General features: G+C 70.4%; 14 protein-coding genes and 1 riboswitch. Of the genes, 8 read left to right on the top strand and 6 right to left on the bottom strand.

What is annotated here, in order from left to right:
- Positions 1–156: 156 nt before the first annotated feature.
- Positions 157–669: a flavin reductase family protein gene (locus ABT147_RS17555; RefSeq protein ID WP_351406831.1), complete on the bottom strand. Its 513-nt coding sequence runs from the start codon at positions 667–669 to the stop codon at positions 157–159.
- 558 nt (positions 670–1,227) lie between these two features.
- Here ABT147_RS17555 and cdgB point away from each other — a divergent pair.
- Both cdgB and ABT147_RS17565 read left to right on the top strand, forming a co-directional pair.
- Complete coding sequence (cdgB, locus tag ABT147_RS17560; RefSeq protein ID WP_351406833.1) at positions 1,228–3,024, top strand: diguanylate cyclase CdgB; 1,797 nt, start codon at positions 1,228–1,230, stop codon at positions 3,022–3,024.
- 213 nt (positions 3,025–3,237) lie between these two features.
- Positions 3,238–4,224 carry a CBM35 domain-containing protein gene (locus ABT147_RS17565; protein ID WP_351406835.1) on the top strand — a complete coding sequence of 329 codons (987 nt, stop codon included), beginning with the start codon at positions 3,238–3,240 and terminating at the stop codon, positions 4,222–4,224.
- A 10-nt stretch (positions 4,225–4,234) separates the two neighbouring features.
- Here the strand turns inward: ABT147_RS17565 and ABT147_RS17570 are convergent, their stop codons facing one another.
- The 3 genes from ABT147_RS17570 to ABT147_RS17580 form a co-directional block, all read right to left on the bottom strand.
- Positions 4,235–5,161 (bottom strand): 1-phosphofructokinase, encoded by a 927-nt coding sequence (locus ABT147_RS17570; protein ID WP_351406837.1) that lies wholly within the window; start codon positions 5,159–5,161, stop codon positions 4,235–4,237.
- Between the two features lie 164 nt (positions 5,162–5,325).
- Positions 5,326–6,666, bottom strand: coding sequence for an N-acetylglucosamine-6-phosphate deacetylase (gene nagA / locus ABT147_RS17575; RefSeq protein WP_351406839.1), 1,341 nt, complete (start codon positions 6,664–6,666; stop codon positions 5,326–5,328).
- On the bottom strand, positions 6,666–7,628 hold the full coding sequence (locus ABT147_RS17580; RefSeq protein WP_351406841.1) for an ROK family protein: 963 nt from the start codon (positions 7,626–7,628) through the stop codon (positions 6,666–6,668). Before ABT147_RS17580 ends, nagA begins: the two co-directional genes overlap by 1 nt.
- Positions 7,629–7,790: 162 nt before the next feature.
- Between ABT147_RS17580 and ABT147_RS17585 the strand changes: the two genes are divergently transcribed.
- The 3 genes from ABT147_RS17585 to otsB all read left to right on the top strand — a co-directional run bounded on the left by ABT147_RS17585 (position 7,791) and on the right by otsB (position 10,491).
- Positions 7,791–9,098, top strand: a complete 1,308-nt coding sequence (locus ABT147_RS17585) for an extracellular solute-binding protein (protein ID WP_502983099.1) — start codon at positions 7,791–7,793, stop codon at positions 9,096–9,098.
- Between the two features lie 255 nt (positions 9,099–9,353).
- Complete coding sequence (locus ABT147_RS17590) at positions 9,354–9,581, top strand: DUF3263 domain-containing protein (protein WP_351406843.1); 228 nt, start codon at positions 9,354–9,356, stop codon at positions 9,579–9,581.
- Positions 9,582–9,606: 25 nt separating this feature from the next.
- On the top strand, positions 9,607–10,491 hold the full coding sequence (gene otsB / locus ABT147_RS17595; RefSeq protein WP_351406845.1) for a trehalose-phosphatase: 885 nt from the start codon (positions 9,607–9,609) through the stop codon (positions 10,489–10,491).
- Between the two features lie 66 nt (positions 10,492–10,557).
- Here otsB and ABT147_RS17600 read toward each other — a convergent pair whose 3' ends face one another.
- Complete coding sequence (locus ABT147_RS17600; RefSeq protein ID WP_351406846.1) at positions 10,558–11,970, bottom strand: alpha,alpha-trehalose-phosphate synthase (UDP-forming); 1,413 nt, start codon at positions 11,968–11,970, stop codon at positions 10,558–10,560.
- A gap of 288 nt (positions 11,971–12,258) precedes the next feature.
- Positions 12,259–13,203: a glucosyl-3-phosphoglycerate synthase gene (locus ABT147_RS17605; RefSeq protein WP_351406848.1), complete on the bottom strand. Its 945-nt coding sequence runs from the start codon at positions 13,201–13,203 to the stop codon at positions 12,259–12,261.
- A 131-nt stretch (positions 13,204–13,334) separates the two neighbouring features.
- Positions 13,335–13,481: riboswitch (SAM riboswitch) on the top strand.
- Positions 13,482–13,498: 17 nt separating this feature from the next.
- Between ABT147_RS17605 and thrC the strand changes: the two genes are divergently transcribed.
- From thrC to ABT147_RS17620, 3 genes are all read left to right on the top strand, one after another.
- A complete protein-coding gene (gene thrC, locus ABT147_RS17610; RefSeq protein WP_351406850.1) occupies positions 13,499–14,791 on the top strand; it encodes a threonine synthase in 1,293 nt (430 codons plus the stop codon).
- Positions 14,792–14,881: 90 nt separating this feature from the next.
- A complete protein-coding gene (locus ABT147_RS17615) occupies positions 14,882–15,157 on the top strand; it encodes a MoaD/ThiS family protein (protein WP_338897549.1) in 276 nt (91 codons plus the stop codon).
- Positions 15,158–15,619: 462 nt separating this feature from the next.
- Positions 15,620–15,826 carry a cold-shock protein gene (locus ABT147_RS17620; RefSeq protein WP_005486335.1) on the top strand — a complete coding sequence of 69 codons (207 nt, stop codon included), beginning with the start codon at positions 15,620–15,622 and terminating at the stop codon, positions 15,824–15,826.
- The last annotated feature ends 374 nt before the right edge of the window (positions 15,827–16,200 follow it).

The raw sequence follows: 16,200 nt of genomic DNA on the forward strand, positions 1-16,200 counted from the left end.
CCGCCCCTACCCGTCCCATCCTCAAGGGGCTGCGCCCCTTCGACCCCCATCCGCGGGTTCGGTGGGGGTTCTCGCGCAGTTCCCCGCGCCCCTGACGGGCGCAGGCCCCCGCGCCCCTGACGGGCGCAGGCCCCCGCGCCCCTGACGGGCGCGGGTTTACTGGGCCAACTGCCTGTAACGGCCCCGGAAGTACGTCAGTGGGGATCCGGGTGTCGTCGGGGAGGTCGAGGCCAGGACTCTGGCGATGACCAGGGTGTGGTCGCCGGCGGTGACGCGTTGTTCGGTGTGGCATTCGAGGGTGGCCAGGGCGCCGGTGATCAGGGGGGCGCCGGTGATGGCGCCTCGGGTGTGGGGGAGGTCCTCGAAGAGGAGGCGGTCACTCACGCGGTTCTTCATGGCGAAGCGGGCGGCGGCGGTGCGCTGGTGGTCGGAGAGGACGGAGACGGCCCACAGGGGCTGCTCGGCGAGGAGGTCGTCCATACGGGAGCCCTCGCGGAGGCCGACCATGACCAGGGGCGGGTCCAGGGACACGGACATGAAGGACGTGGCCGTCATGCCGACGTCCTCGCCGCGCGGACCTTCGGGATCCAGGGCCGCCTCGTGCGCGGTCACCAGGACCACACCGGCCGCCAGTCGGGACATCGCGGCCCGGAACTCGTCTTCGCTCACCCCCTCAGCATGCCCGCCGGACACGGCACCGGGGACGCCCGGGGTGCCCTCGGCCGCCACCGACGGATTTGCGAGAGAAACCGGAGAAAGAGAAACCGGGGAAAGGGGAGGAACGGTCACGTCCGCACGCTAGTCTCCGGCGACCGGCCGCCACATCGGGCCAGGGCCCGAACCACGACCCCGACCTACGACCTAGGGCGCCCAGCCCGGGCGCCCCGCCCGGGGGCCATCCCCGTCACCCGGCCCGGTCTCGCCCGACCCGATCGGCCCCGATCGGCCCCGCTCACAGTGCCTACACAGAGTTCTGAATTCTGTTCAGGAAGCGCATGAGAGAAACGCACAAACTCCACTCAATTGCTCATCTTCTGTTGTGACTTGAGTCACAGGAGCCATATTTTGTTGACCCTGTGTACCGAGTGGGCTTCGCGCTGTGATTCAGTGGCGGGGATGCTGCAAGCTGTAAGCGGGAACTGTAAGCGGTTGTAAGCCCGCGAGTTAAGCAGGTTGAGCAGGTTACCTGGAGCCTGGAGCTGCCACGAGATCTCGGGGGGAGGGTGAATGGAAACCGAGTCGGAGCCCTACGTCCGTCTGACGACGCTGCGGCAGCTGCACCAGGTGATGGCGGACATGAACACCGCGCGCAGCCTGGCCGACACGCTGCAGACCGTCGCCGACGGTGTGGTCAACGGCCTGGGCTACGAACTGGCCTGCGTGAACCTCGTCCGCCCCGACGGCGACCTCGTCGTCGCCGCCCTCTCCGGCAACAGCGCGGCCGAGGCCCTGATCAGCGGCCGCGTCGGCTCCCGAGCCTCCTGGGACCGCCGGCTGAACATGGGCGAGGCCTGGGGCGACCTGCGGTTCATACCGCACACCGAGGGCTGGGTGCTGGACGAGGACGACGTGCCCCAGTGGTACACCGACGGCCCCGAGCCCCGCTTCGAGGACGAGTGGCACCCCTCCGACCGGCTCTTCGCGCCGATGTACACCCCGGGCGCCGGCGGCGCCTCCTGCGGCGAGCTGCTCGGCGTCGTCTCCGTGGACCGGCCGCGAAACGGTCGGCGGCCGGGCGCATGGGGACGCGAAGCGCTCCAGATGTACGCCTTCCAGGCCGCCATCGCGATCAGTAACGCTCGGCTGCGCGCCAACATGCAGCGTGCACTGGTCAGGCTCGAAAGGGAGCAGCAGGCGCTGCGTGCCAGCGAGGAATCCTTCCGCCAGGCCTTCGAGTACGCCCCCTCCGGCATGGCCATCGCCGAGATGGGCGGCGACCAGCACGGCCGGATCCTGCGGACCAACGACGCGCTCTGCCGTCTGCTCGGCCGCCCCGCCTCCGCCATGCGGCGCTACGCCTTCTCCGACCTCGTCCACCCCGAGGACATAGGCACCCTCCTGCGGACCTCCGCCGAGGGCGGGCGCGCGGAGCTGCGGCTCGGGCGGCGCGACGGGACGTACGTCTGGGTGTCGCTGCGCAACAGCGTGGTCGCGGACGCCGCCGACGGGCCCCGTTTCCTGCTCACCCACGTCGAGGACATCGAGGAGCGCAAGCGGCGTGAGCTGCAGCTCGCGCACCGCGCCTCGCACGACGCCCTCACCGGGCTGCCGAACTCCGCGGAGCTGCGCTCGCGCCTGTCCTCCCGGCTCTGCCAGCGCCCCCAGTCCCTCCCGGCCGGCGAGGCCGCCGACTCGATGAACGCGGCCTTCGGGCAGTTCGGCGAGCACGGCCAGTTCGGGGAACAAGGGCAGTTCGGGGAACACGGGCAGTTCGGGGAGCACGGAGAGCATGGGGACTTCGGGGGCGGCGAGCAGCCGGCGCGGCTGCCGCATCCGTCGTTCGACGACTACGAGGCCGCGGGGCACGGCGGCCACGCCTTCGACTTCCACACCTCCGGCGGGCCGTTCGACGCCTTCGACCACCATGTGCACACCGTCGCGCCCGAGGACGAGCGGGACGACGGGACCAAGGGGCTCGCGGTGCTCTTCTGCGACCTCGACGGGTTCAAGTCGATCAACGACCGGTTCGGGCACAACGCGGGCGACGCCGTCCTCATCGAGGTGGCCCGGCGGCTCAGCCGGGGCGTGCGCGACGGCGACACGGTGGCCCGGCTCGGCGGCGACGAGTTCGTCGTCCTCGCTGACGGCCTCGGCCGCGCGGACGCCCAGGACCTCGCCGTACGCCTCCGCAACGAGATCATCCAGCCGATTCGTGTGGACGGCCGCGCGATGCGCGTCGGCGCCAGTTTCGGCATCGGATGGGCGCACTGCGGAATGACGGCGGACGAGGTGTTGAAATCAGCTGACGAGCGGATGTACGTCGAGAAACGATCTCGTCCCAGGCAGCACAGGCGGGCCGGATAGCGCCCGGAGTGACGCCCGTGACATGACGAGATCGGCCCAGGTCAGAGCCGGATCACGGCTGGAAAGTGCCTGGTGGACGGGGGGCCGGGCGGGCGATGAGGTCCGAGTCACCCGTTTGGACCAGCGCGAGCGGGTAGGCTCGCTCTCCTACACCCCCACGCAATAACCCGCCACCCGTACGTGTATGTACCGCACCGCTGAGGAGACCTAGGGATGACGCCCGGCAACAACGGCGCGAGCACGCCCGAGGACGACGACCCGTTCGGCTACCTCTACGCCGACGGGCAGGCCCGAGGGGCCCAGCCGCCCAGCGGGAGCTACGGCTACCCGAACGCGGTCAACCGGGCGCGACCGGTCGGTGAACGCCAGTACGGGCAGCAGACCCAGCAGGCTCCGCAGGCCCGCACCGCGCAGTACGGGCAGGTCCCGCAGCAGGGGTACGGCCAGCCGCAGGGCGGTCCCGGCCAGCCGAACGCGCACTACCAGGCCCCCGAGAGCTTCTCCGGTGGCGGCCCCCAGACGACGCGTCAGCAAGGACACGGCAATGGCGGGGGCGGCCGTGGCCGTGGCCCCAACACCAAGGGCCTCCTCATCGGCGCGATCGCGGTCGTGGCGGCCGTGGTGATCGGCATCAGCGTCGCCATGCTCGGCGGCGACGACGGTGACGACGCCTCCGGCGACAACACCGGGGCGTCCACGACCCCGACCACCGGGGAGAGCGCCGACCCCAGCCCGTCGGCCAGCAAGTCCAAGGAAGCGGACTCGGCCGAACTCCCCAAGGCGGATGCCAAGACCCTCCTCCTCGGCGGCACCGCGGCGATCGCGTCCGACGTCCCCGGCGCGAAGTCGGAGGGCGGGTTCTACGTCGGCAACTTCAACTCGGTCGGTTCTTCGGTGACATGGAAGATCGAAAACCTCGCCAAGGCCGGTAAGTACCGCCTGTACGTGCAGTACGGCGTCCCCGGTGTCGATGCCAACGCGACGCTCGTGGTGAACGGCACCGCCCAGAGCCGCCCGCTCAACCTGGAGAACTTCTCCAAGTCCCCCAAGGGTGACTACGCGAAGGGCTGGCAGAACACCTGGGCCCTCGTCTCCCTGAACAAGGGCACGAACGAGATCAAGATCGCGTGCAACGAGGGCAACCAGTGTGACGCGAACCTCGATCAGCTGTACCTGACGGGGGCCAACGAGGAAGGCTGAGCGCCTTCGCTCACGCCGCCGTGACCTCCCCCGTCACCGCCACCTGACCCACCAGCTCCTCGTACGCCTGGCGGTCGAACTCGCCTGCCACCGGGGTCAGTACGGTCGCGGCCGACAGGGCCGTCGCGCGGGCGAGGCGGTCGGGCCAGGAGAGGCGGTCGACCAGGCCCGACAGGAGGCCGGCCACCGCCGAGTCGCCCGCCCCGGTCGGGTTGCCGCGCAGACGGCGGGGCGGGGTGGCACGCCAGTGGCCCTCGGGGGTGTGGGCGAGCAGACCGTCGGGGCCGAGGGAGGCGACGACCGCCTGGGCGCCGCGGCGGCGAGCGTCCCGGGTCGCGCGGGACGGCTCGTGGGAGCCGGTCAGTTCGGCCAGTTCGTCGGTGTTCGGCTTCACCAGGTCGGGGCGGGCCGCCACACCACGGCGCAACGGCTCTCCGCTGGTGTCCAGCAGGACCGGCACGGACAGCGTGCGGGCCGTACGGACCAGACCCGCGTACGCCCCCACCGGCACCCCCGGCGGCAGACTGCCGCACAGGGCCACCACCGAGGCGGAGCGCAGCAGATCGACGTACGTCTCCTGGAAGGCGGACCACTCGGCGGGTGTGATGTGCGGGCCCGGTTCGTTGAGCTGAGTCGTGTCACCGCTCGCGTCGGCCACGGCGACCGTGCGGCGCGTCGCGCCCTCCACGGGCATCAGCGCGTCCACCACACCCGGTGTGTGCGTGAGGTGGTCCTGTACGGCCCAGCCGGTCGCGCCGCCGACGAAACCGGTGACCGTCACCTCGTGGCCGAGCGCCGCGAGGACGCGGGCCACGTTCAGGCCCTTGCCGCCGGGGCGTTCGGTCACATCGGTCACCCGGTGCGTGGCGTGGGGCCTCAGGTCCCGTACGCGATAGGTGATGTCGAGAGCGGTGTTCAGTGTGACCGTGAGGATCACCTGGGCCTACCCCCTTGGGTCTCGGCGCGCGTTCGGTCCGCACTGACCAGAATGCGAGCGCCGGAAGCTGTTGCGGAGGCTCGATCATGCCAAATGAGCGGCGGTCGGCCCAGTCCCCCGGACCAACCGCCGCACTCCGTACCGCATGCCAACAAACGGACGGATCAGGTCAGTTGAGCTTGTGAGGGCTGGTCACCGAACGGGTCGACCACCCACTCGCCCTTCCGCAGCACGCCCTTGAGGTCGAAGTCCGCGTCGAGGAGGACGAGGTCGGCGTCCTTGCCGGGCTCCAGGGAGCCGACGCGGTCGTAGAGGCCCAGGAGTTTCGCCGGGTTGGCGGAGAGCGCGGCTACGGCGTCCTCGACCGGGAGGCGGTCGACGGTGACCGCGCGTTTGAAGGCGCGGTCCTGGGTGAGGGTCGAACCGGCGATCGAGCCGCCTTCCACGAGGCGGGCCACGCCGTCCGCGACCTCGACCGCCATCGGGCCGAGCGTGTAGAGGCCGTCACCGAAGCCGGCCGCGTCCATGGCGTCGGTGATGAACGCGACCCGGGCGGCGCCCGCGTGACGGAACGCCAGCTGGAGGGAGGCCGGGTGCAGATGCGTACCGTCGTTGATCAGCTCGACCGTGATCCGGCCGTCCTCCAGGAGCGCCGCGATCGGGCCGGGCTCACGGTGGCCGAGCGGGGGCATCGCGTTGAAGAGGTGGGTCGCCACGGTCGCGCCCGCGTCGATGGCCTGAACCGTCTGTTCGTACGTCGCGTCCGTGTGGCCGATCGCCGCGATGACGCCGTGTTCGGCGAGGAGGCGTACGGAGTCGAGGCCGCCGGGGAGTTCGGTGGCGAGGGTGACCATGGCGGCCCGGCCGCGTGCGGCGTCGATCAGTTTGCGGACCTCCGCCGGGTCGGGGTCGCGGAGCAGTTCCTCCGAGTGGGCGCCCTTGCGGCAGGGGGAGATGAACGGGCCCTCGAAGTGGATGCCGGCGATGTCGCCCTGCTCGGCGAGTTCGGAGAGGAGGCCGGCGCGGTGGGCGAGGCCGTCCATGTCGTCGGTGACCGTGGAGGTGACGAGGGTGGTGGTGCCGTGGAGGCGGTGGGTGTGGATGCCGTGGAGTACGTCGGCGACGGTGCCGGAGGTGAAGGAGGCTCCGCCGCCGCCGTGGTTGTGGATGTCGATGAAGCCGGGGACCACCCAGTGGTCGCTCACGTCGATGGTGTGGGCGTTCTCGGGGGCGTCGGCGGTGATCTTGGTGCCGTGGATGGTGAGGCGGCCGTTCTTCACTGTGCCGGTGGGGAGGACGACGTTGGCGCCTTCCAGGACGTACGGCTGTGCGGGGTTCGGCGGCTGCGGGTGGGTGGGGGCTGGTCGCGCAGTTCCCCGCGCCCCTTTCGGGGCGCTGCCGGACCCGGCGGCGGGACGCGCGGCCCCCGACGGGGCGCTGCTGTCGGAGCCGGTGGCTGACGAGGCGCTGGTGTCGGGCCCGTTGTCGGATAGTGCGGGGGCCATCAGGTGGTTACCTCCGAAGGGGCCTGGGGGGCCGTGGGGTGTGTGGGGGTGAGGAGGTCCCAGGCCAGCAGGCCGGCGCCCAGGCAGCCGGCGGTGTCGCCCAGGGCGGCCGGGACGATGGTGGGCACTTTCTGGAAGGTGACCCGGTGGTCGACGGCGGTGCGCAGGGGGGTGAACAGGGTTTCACCGGCCTCCGCGAGGCCGCCGCCGATGATGAGGGTGCGGGGGTCCAGGAGGGTGAGGGCCGTGACGAGGCCGTCGGCGAGGGCGTCGACGGCGTGCTGCCAGACGGCTCCGGCGCGCGGGTCGCCCGACTCGACGGCCTTGGCGCAGTCCGCCGCGTCGGCCCCGGGGTCGCCGGAGGCGTCCGCCCAGGCCTGGCTGACGGCCGCCGCCGAGGCGAACCGTTCCAGACAGCCGTGCTGCCCGCAGGGACACGGGAGGCCCCCGGGCCGTACGACGATATGGCCGATCTCGCCCGCGAAGCCGTGGGCGCCCGCCTCCACCCGGCCGTCGACGCCGATCGCGCCGGCGATCCCGGTGCCGAGCGCCACGAAGAGAAAGCGGTCCGCGCCCCGGCCCGCGCCCACGCGCCCCTCCGCGAGCCCGCCGGTGCGCACGTCGTGGCCGAGGGCGACCGGGACGCCGCCGAGGCGCTCGGCGAGGAGCGCGCGCAGCGGGACGTCGCGCCAGCCGAGGTTGGCGGCGTAGACGGCTATGCCCTGCTCGGAGTCGACGATGCCGGGCACGGCGACCCCGGCGGCCGCCGCGGGCTCGCCGAAGTGCCGCTCGCCGTACGCGCGCAGCTCGGCGGCGAAGCCGAGGATCGACGCGACGACGGCGTCCGGCCCGCGCTCGCGCCCGGTGGCCAGGCGCGCCTGGTGCAGCAGCTCGCCGTCGGCCCCGACCAGCGCGGCCTTCATCCCGGTGCCGCCCACATCGAGGGCGATGACATGTCTCACGGAGAACAGTGTGACCCTTTGACCCGCGAGAGGTCTAGTCCACTTACGTGGTGTAGACCTTATGGAGAAGTTCGAGAAGTTGAGAGATTGACGGCCTTGAACACAGGGCCGGTGATCCAGGCTGCTGTGCGCGGGGCCGTACAACAGGTTGGGGCAGTACGAGTGGGACAGCGGCAGCGGCGGACGAGGACCGGCTTCGGGAACGGCGGAACGGCGGCGGCAGTGGCCGCGCTGTCCGCGCTGGGACTGATGGCGACGCTTGCGGGCTGCGGTGCCTCGGGGTCGAGCGGCCCAGGCGTCACCCTGAAACTGGTCGCCGCCGACTACGGCGACTCCAAGGCGAACAGCTCCCAGAAGTACTGGGACGCGGTCGTGAAGGCGTACGAGAAGAAGACCCCGGGCGTCAAGGTCGACGTCAGCGTCTACTCGTGGAACGACGTCGACCGCAAGGTCAAGGAGATGGTCGCCGCCGGTGACGCCCCCGACCTGGCGCAGGCGGGCACCTACGCCGACTACGCCTCGGCCGGCCGGCTCTACGAGGTCGACGACCTGCTCTCCATCCCCGTCCAGGCCGGTTTCCTGCCCCAGCTCGCCGACTCGGGCAAGGTGCGGAGGGTCGCGTACGGGATGCCGTTCGCCGCGTCCACACGCGTCCTCTTCTACAACAAGAAGCTCTTCGCCGAGGCGGGCATCGACAGTGCCCCGCGCAGCTGGAGCGAGCTGGCGGCCGACGCCGAGGCCCTCGACAAGGCCGGTGTCGAGACCCCGTACGCGCTGCCGCTCGGGCCCGAGGAGGCCCAGGCCGAGACCATGCAGTGGCTGCTCAGCGGCGGGGGCGGCTACACGGACGCCGTCGGCACCTACCGGCTCGACTCCGAGGAGAACGTCCGGACCTTCACCTGGCTGAAGGACAAGCTCGTCGACAAGGGCCTCACCGGGCCGACCGCGCCCGCCGACCTCAACCGCGCCGCCGCGTTCACGGCGTTCGCGCGTGGGGAGGTCGGCATGCTCAACGGGCATCCCAGTCTGATGCGGATGGCCGCGGACCAGGGGGTCGAGTACGGGACCGCCGCGATGCCCGGGTTCGACGGGCGGGAGCACGCCACCATGGGGGTGTCCGACTGGATGATGGCCTTCAAGCAGAACGGTCACAAGGACGAGATCGGGGACTTCCTCGACTTCGTCTACAGCGACGAGAACGTGCTCGACTTCTCCCATGAGTACGACCTGCTGCCGGTGACCGCGTCGGCGTCCGAGGAGATGGCGGCGTCCTCGTCCGACGCGGGGCTCGGGCCGTTCCTCGACGAGCTGCCCAACGCGGCGCTGTATCCCGTGGGGAAGACGTCCTGGGCGGATGTCAGTGCGGCGGTCAAGGAGCAGGTGGGGCGGGCGGTTCGGCCTGGGGGGAAGCCGGGGGTTGTGCTGCGGGAGCTTCAGCAGACGGCGACGGTTGCGGATCGGGGGGAATGAGGGCGCCTTATAGCTCGGGGGTTCTGGTTCGTCGGCGGGTGCGGGTGGGTTGTGGCTGGTCGCGCAGTTCCCCGCGCCCCTGAAAGCCGGGGCTGCGCCCCGTGCTTTTCACCCCGCAGCCCGTCGCTTTTCAGGCCCCCGGGGCCGTGGTCTTTCAGGCCCGCAGGGGCCTGAATCTTTAGGGGCGCGGGGAACTGCGCGAGAAGCCCCACCGGGCCGCGGTCGAATGTCATAGCCGTCCGTTACCGTCGTCTCATGGACACGCTGGACGGCCGGGAGCAGGCGATTCTCGCTGTGGAGCGGCAGGGGTGGGCCGGGCCCGGGGCGAAGGAGCGGGCCATCCGGGAGCGGCTCGGGATCGCACCGGTGCGCTACTACCAACTGCTCAACGCCCTCCTCGACGACCCCCGCGCCCTCGCCCACGACCCGGTCACAGTCAACCGGCTGCGGAGAGTCCGGGAGGCCCGCCGGACCGAGCGATGACAGAAGGACGGATAGGGTCGGAGACATGGGCAGCCACAAGGACGCAGAGAACCCCAAGGCCACCTTGCCGACACCCGTGACCCCGGCCGGACGGGACGCGCTCGCCGCGATCCTCGACCGCCCCGGCCGTACGGTGATCGCACTCGACTTCGACGGCACACTCGCCCCGATCGTCCCCGACCCCGAACAGGCCCGCGCCCACCCCGACGCGGTCGCCGCGCTCGCCGCACTCGCCCCCAAGGTCGCCTCCGTCGCCGTGGTGACCGGCCGCCCGGCGGCCGTCGCCGTCCGCCACGGCGGCTTCGCCGACGTCCCCGGACTCGAACACCTCGTCGTCCTCGGCCACTACGGCGCCGAACGCTGGGACGCCGTCACCGGCACGGTCAGCGCCCCCGCCCCGCACCCCGGTGTCGCGGCGGTCCGCGCGGAACTGCCCGGCTTCCTGGACGGCGTCGGCGCCCGGCAGGGCACCTGGATCGAGGAGAAGGGCCGCGCGATCGCCGTCCACACCCGCCGCGCCACCGACCCCCAGGCCGCCTTCGAAGCCCTGCGGGCCCCCCTCACCGACCTCGCCGCCCGCCACGGCCTCATCGTCGAACCCGGCCGCCTGGTCCTCGAACTCCGCCCCCCGGGCATGGACAAGGGCGTCGCCCTCCGCGACTACCTGACCGAGACCGCCGCCGAATCCGTCCTCTACGCCGGCGACGACCTCGGCGACCTCCCCGCCTTCGCCACCCTCGAAAAACTCCGCACCGAGGGCACCCCCGGCCTCCTCGTCTGCAGCGGCAGCACGGAGGTGAGTGAGCTGTCGGAGCGGGCGGACCTGGTGGTCGACGGCCCGTCAGGGGTCGTCCACCTGCTGGCGGCAATCGCCGAGCACGTGGAGGCAAGGGGCCCTGCAACCCCCTAGGGGCGCGGGGAACTGCGCGAGAAGCCCCACCGGACCCGCACTCGCCAACGAACCCGTACTCCCGAGCTACTGGGCGCCCTCCAACGCCCGCAACTGATCCAAGAACCACTGCGTCGGCGGCAACGCCGTGGCCGCCGCGGCGAGCCTCTTCATCCGCTCCCCCCGCTCGGCCGCCGGCAGGCACAACGCCTCGTGCAACGCCGCCGCCGTCCCCACCACGTCGTACGGATTCACCACCACCGAGTCGTCCCCCAGCTCCTCGAACGCCCCCGCCTCCCGCGAGAGCACCAGCACACACCCCTCCTCGGAGATCACCGGCACCTCCTTGGCGACGAGGTTCATGCCGTCCCGGATGGGGTTGACGAGGGCCACGTCGGCGAGCCGGTACGCCGCCAGCGACCGCGCGAAGTCGTCCTTCAGATGGAGGATGACCGGGGTCCAACCCGGCGTCCCGTACAGCTCGTTGATCTCGTCCGCGACCCGCTGGACCTCGGCCATGTAGTCCCGGTACACGGCGAGGTCCTGCCGGGACGGGTAGGCGAAGGCGACGTGGACGACGCGCTCGCGCCAGGACGGCCGGTCGTCGAGGAGGTGCCGGAACGCGAGCAGGCCGCGCACGATGTTCTTGGACAGTTCCGTGCGGTCCACGCGGACGATCGCGCGGCGCGGGGTGCCGTCGGGGGCGGCCCCGATCTGCTCCCGCAGCGCGGTCACGCGCTCGTCGACGTCCGGCTGGTGGGCGCGGGCCCGCAGGAAGTCCGCGTCGGCGCCCAGACCGTGCACGCCGATCCGGGTGCCGGACGGGGAGTCCGGGCCGAGGACGGCGCGACAGCAGTCGGTGAACGCGTCCGCCCACCGCTGGGTGAGGAACGCGGCACGGTCGGCGCCGAGGATGCCGTCGAGCACCTGGGCCGCGATGTCGTCGGGGAGCAGCCGGAAATAGTCCACGGGCGCCCACGGGGTGTGCGAGAAGTGGCCGATCCGCAGGTCGGGGCGGAGTTCGCGCAGCATCCGGGGGGCCAGGGTCAGGTGGTAGTCCTGGATCAGCACGGCCGCGCCGTCCGCCGCCTCCTGCGCGAGCGCCTCGGCGAAGGCGCGGTTGTACGTCTCGTACGACGCCCACTGGCGCCGGAACTCCGCGTCGAAGGCGGGCTCCAGCGGGGTCTGGTAGAGCATGTGGTGCACGAACCACAGCGTGGAGTTGGCCACGCCGTTGTAGGCGTCGTGGTGGATGTCGGCGGGGATGTCCAGCATGCGTACGCCGGGCTCGGCGACGCCGCGGCGTACGGCCTCCCGGTCGCCGTCGCCCAGTGCCGAGCACACCCAGACGGCGCCCGACGCCGGATCGATCGCGGAGAGGCCGGACACGAGGCCGCCGCCGCCGCGCTTCGCTGTGAGGGCGCCCGTGTCGTCCTGTGTGTAGGTGACGGGGCCGCGGTTGGAGGCGACGAGGATCTGTGCACCGCGTGTTGAGGCCATAGGGCTCAACCTAGCCCTTGGGTTCGGCGGTCAAACGTGCGGTTCGGCCGTATACAGGAGCGCCTATGGGGGTGGGGGGTGCGTGTGGGGTGGCGACTGCGGCCCGGTGGGGGCTGGTCGAGCAGTTCCCCGCGCCCCTGAAAGCCGGGGCTGCGCCCCACGCTTTTCACCCCACAGCCCCGTCGCTTTTTCAGGCCCCCCGGGGCCTGAATCTTTTAGGGGCGCGGGGAACTGCGCGAGAAGCCCCACCGGAGCCGCACTCGCCGACGACCCGCACCCCCCACCCCCTCACGCCGCCTTCCGCTCCACGTACTCCTCGATGTCCACCATCGGCGGCCGCTCCTCCAGGTCCACCGAATACGTCCGCGGCTCAAAGCCCTCCCGCCCCCGTTCGAACTGGGTCAGGACGGGACGGATCAGATGGCCGCGGGCCAGCCGCAGCTGGGCCGTGCGGTAGATCGCCGCCGACATGCGGCCCAGCGCCGCCCCGTCCTGGTGCCTGTGTTTACGGACACCCACGTCGACCTGGGCCAGGGCATCGAGGCCCACCAGATGCAGCGCGTCGACCAGCATGCCCAGCTCGACCCCGTACCCGACGGGGAACGGAAGCTGTTCCAGCAGGGACCGCCGCGCCGCGTACTCGCCGCCGAGCGGCTGGACGAAGCCGGCCAGCTGGGGCCAGTGCATGTTGAGCAGGGGCCGGGCCATGAGTTCCGTCACACGCCCGCCCTGCCCGGCGGCGGAGCCCAGCGGCCGGTCGTACATCGCCTTGACGAGATCGACGCCGGGATCGGTGAGCAGCGGGCCGACGATCCCGGAGACGAAGTCGGACGAGAACTCCTTGAGGTCCGCGTCGATGAAGCAGACGATGTCGCCCGACGTCACCATCAGCGACCGCCACAGGACCTCGCCCTTGCCGGGCACGGCGGGTATGCGCGGCAGGATGTCGTCGCGGTGGACGACCCTCGCCCCGGCAGCCGCCGCGACCTGCGACGTCCGGTCGGTGGAGCCGGAGTCGACGACCACTATCTCGTCGACGAGCGGAACCTGCCGCATGAGGTCATGACGGATGATCGCGACGATGTCGCCGACCGTCTCCTCCTCGTTCAGCGCGGGCAGGACGACGGTGACCGACTGGCCGGTGGCGCGTTTCGCGGCCATGATCCTGTGGAGCGGGCGGTCGGTCATGGACCAGGAGCGGGTGCTCAGCCAGCGCTCGACTTCCTTCAGCACAGTGCGCGGCTCCTCTGCGTTCATCTCGCGGTTCGGACGGCTCTCTCAACTGTCCTGGCCTTCGGTTACAGTCTTGGACAACGCTGGTGACCATCGCATGTCGCTGCTCGTCGGCGTATACAACCAAATACCGCTCATCCAGAGGGGCAGAGGGATACGGCCCGATGAAGCCCCGGCAACCCTCCAGCCGGTCTGACCACGTAGTCGTGGTGAGGCTCCCGGCTCGGGAAGGTGCCAAATCCGTCTCACGGCGAAGTGCGTCGTGAGGAAGATGAGGAGAAAGGGCCTCGCCTCCATGGCTGCGCAGACTGTTGCAAGCACCACCGACTCCACCTCCACAGTAGACCTCGGCCCCGCCGCTGCCCTGAGCTGTCGGGAATGCGGTCACCGCGTATCCCTCGGACCGGTCTTCGCGTGCGAGGAGTGTTTCGGGCCGCTGGAGATCGCGTACGACTACTCCGCGTACGACACGGAGGAGCTGCGGAAGAAGATCGAGTCCGGGCCCGCGAACATCTGGCGTTACGCGCCCCTGCTGCCCGTCCCGGCCGATGTCGCCGACAAGCCGAACATCAACCCCGGCTGGACCCAGCTCGTCAAGGCCGACAATCTGGCCGCCGCGCTCGGTGTCGACGCCGGCAAGCTCTTCATCAAGGACGACTCGGGCAACCCGACGCACTCCTTCAAGGACCGCGTCGTCGCCCAGGCCCTGGAGGCGGCCCGCGCCTTCGGCTTCACCACCCTCTCCTGCTCCTCCACGGGCAACCTGGCCGGTGCCGTCGGCGCCGCCGCCGCCCGCGCCGGTTTCCGGTCCTGCGTGTTCATCCCGCACGACCTGGAGCAGGGCAAGGTCGTCATGGCCGCGATCTACGGCGGCGAGCTCGTCGGTATCGAGGGCAACTACGACGACGTGAACCGCTTCTGCTCCGAGCTGATCGGCGACCCGGCCGGCGAGGGCTGGGGCTTCGTGAACGTCAACCTGCGGCCGTACTACGCGGAGGGCTCCAAGACCCTGGCGTACGAGATCTGCGAGCAGCTCGGCTGGCAGCTGCCCGACCAGCTCGTCGTGCCCATCGCCTCCGGGTCGCAGCTCACGAAGATCGACAAGGGGCTCCAGGAGCTGATCAAGCTCGGGCTCGTCGAGGACAAGCCGTACAAGATCTTCGGTGCGCAGGCGGAGGGGTGTTCGCCGGTGTCGGTGGCCTTCAAGGCGGGCCACGACGTCGTACGGCCGCAGAAGCCCAACACGATCGCCAAGTCGCTCGCCATCGGCAACCCGGCGGACGGGCCGTATGTGCTCGACATCGCGCGGCGGACCGGTGGGGCCGTGGAGGACGTGAACGACGAGCAGGTCGTCGAGGCGATCAAGTTGCTCGCGCGGACGGAGGGGATCTTCGCCGAGACCGCGGGTGGGGTGACCGTCGGGGTCGCGAAGAAGCTGATCGAGGACGGGGTTCTTGATCCCACGCTGACCACGGTTGTTCTCAACACCGGGGACGGGCTCAAGACGTTGGACGCGGTGGCCGGGACCGGGCTGACCGCGACCATTCGGCCCAGCCTTGATTCGTTCCGTGCGGCCGGTCTGGCGTAAGGCCTGGTAGTCGTTCGTCTGCGGGTCCGTGGGGGCTGGTCGCGCAGTTCCCCGCGCCCCTAAAAACACCACCTGACCGGAGGTCCCATCGTGAGCGTTTCCGTCCGTATCCCCACCATCCTTCGCACCTACACGGGTGGACAGGCCGAAGTGACCGCCGAAGGGGCCACCCTCGCCGAGGTCATCGCCGATCTCGAGAAGAACCACAACGGGATCGCCGCCCGGGTTCTGGATGATCAGGGCAAGTTGCGGCGGTTCGTGAATGTGTACGTGAATGACGATGATGTCCGGTTCGAGCAGGGGCTGGAGACGGCCACGCCGGACGGTGCGGGTGTGTCGATCATTCCCGCGGTCGCCGGTGGCTGACCCCCGGTCAGTACCCGTCGGTAGTAACCGTCGGTAACTTTGATTACCGAGAGTTCATCGAATTGCCCCCTCCGTGAGAGAAGCGGAGGGGGCAATTCTCTATGGTTGAGCACTGTAGAGTTGGGGAACCCGGTCCGATCGCCGTAGTGATTTCATGCCGGGCGCATATGTGAGCGCGCCGCACGCCCTATATGAAGTAGCCAAACTGTGCAGGCCTTTTGCGTATTTCGTGCCTTTTGTGGGGCCCGACTTGCCCTGAATTCGGGCGAATTGTTCGTACATTCCCGACCGGTCGTGTCCAGAATTCTCGTCCGATTGACCTGTTGCAGAGGGCAGTTGGACAGATACATTCGGCCGCGGTCGACGCGTTCCGGCGCACACCCCCAACCGTTGGGGGGTGAGGTCTGACCCGGATCCGCGAAGTGTGGATCTGTGCAAGGGCCAGTAATAGGGGAGTTAGGCATGGCTCAGGGCACCGTCAAGTGGTTCAACGCGGAGAAGGGGTACGGCTTCATCGCGGTCGACGGTGGTGCGGATGTATTCGTCCACTACAGCGCGATCCAGATGGACGGTTACCGCACCCTGGAAGAGGGCCAGCGGGTCGAGTTCGAGATCTCGCAGGGTCAGAAGGGGCCGCAGGCGGACATGGTCCGACTCGCGGCCGGCTGAAGTAACGCGCCGGGTTTCAACGCAGCGACGTTCTTCGTTCTTCAAGGAGGGCCCGCACCCCGTCATACGGGTGCGGGTCCTTCTGTGTGCCCGAGTCCTTGCCCGAGTCCGTGTCCGTGTCCGTGTGCGCGGCCGGGGCCGGACGGGTGCCGGCGGGAGTCGCGTGCGGGGGCGCGCAGGGGCGCGTTCACCTGCGGATCATCGAGAGGCGCTTGCACTCGACCATGCCGAGTGCTAATCATTGGCGTTAGCACTCTGAAGGTGAGAGTGACAACGAGGATCGGGTCGGTGAGGCCCGCAGGCCATGTGGGGCAAGGAACCACGAGGCCGGCGAGCCGTCCGTCGCGGGCGCCAGCACGGTCCGGAGAAATCCA

The sequence above is a fragment of the Streptomyces sp. NPDC001868 genome, from assembly GCF_040297125.1.
In the GTDB taxonomy this organism is placed as follows: Bacteria; Actinomycetota; Actinomycetes; order Streptomycetales; family Streptomycetaceae; genus Streptomyces.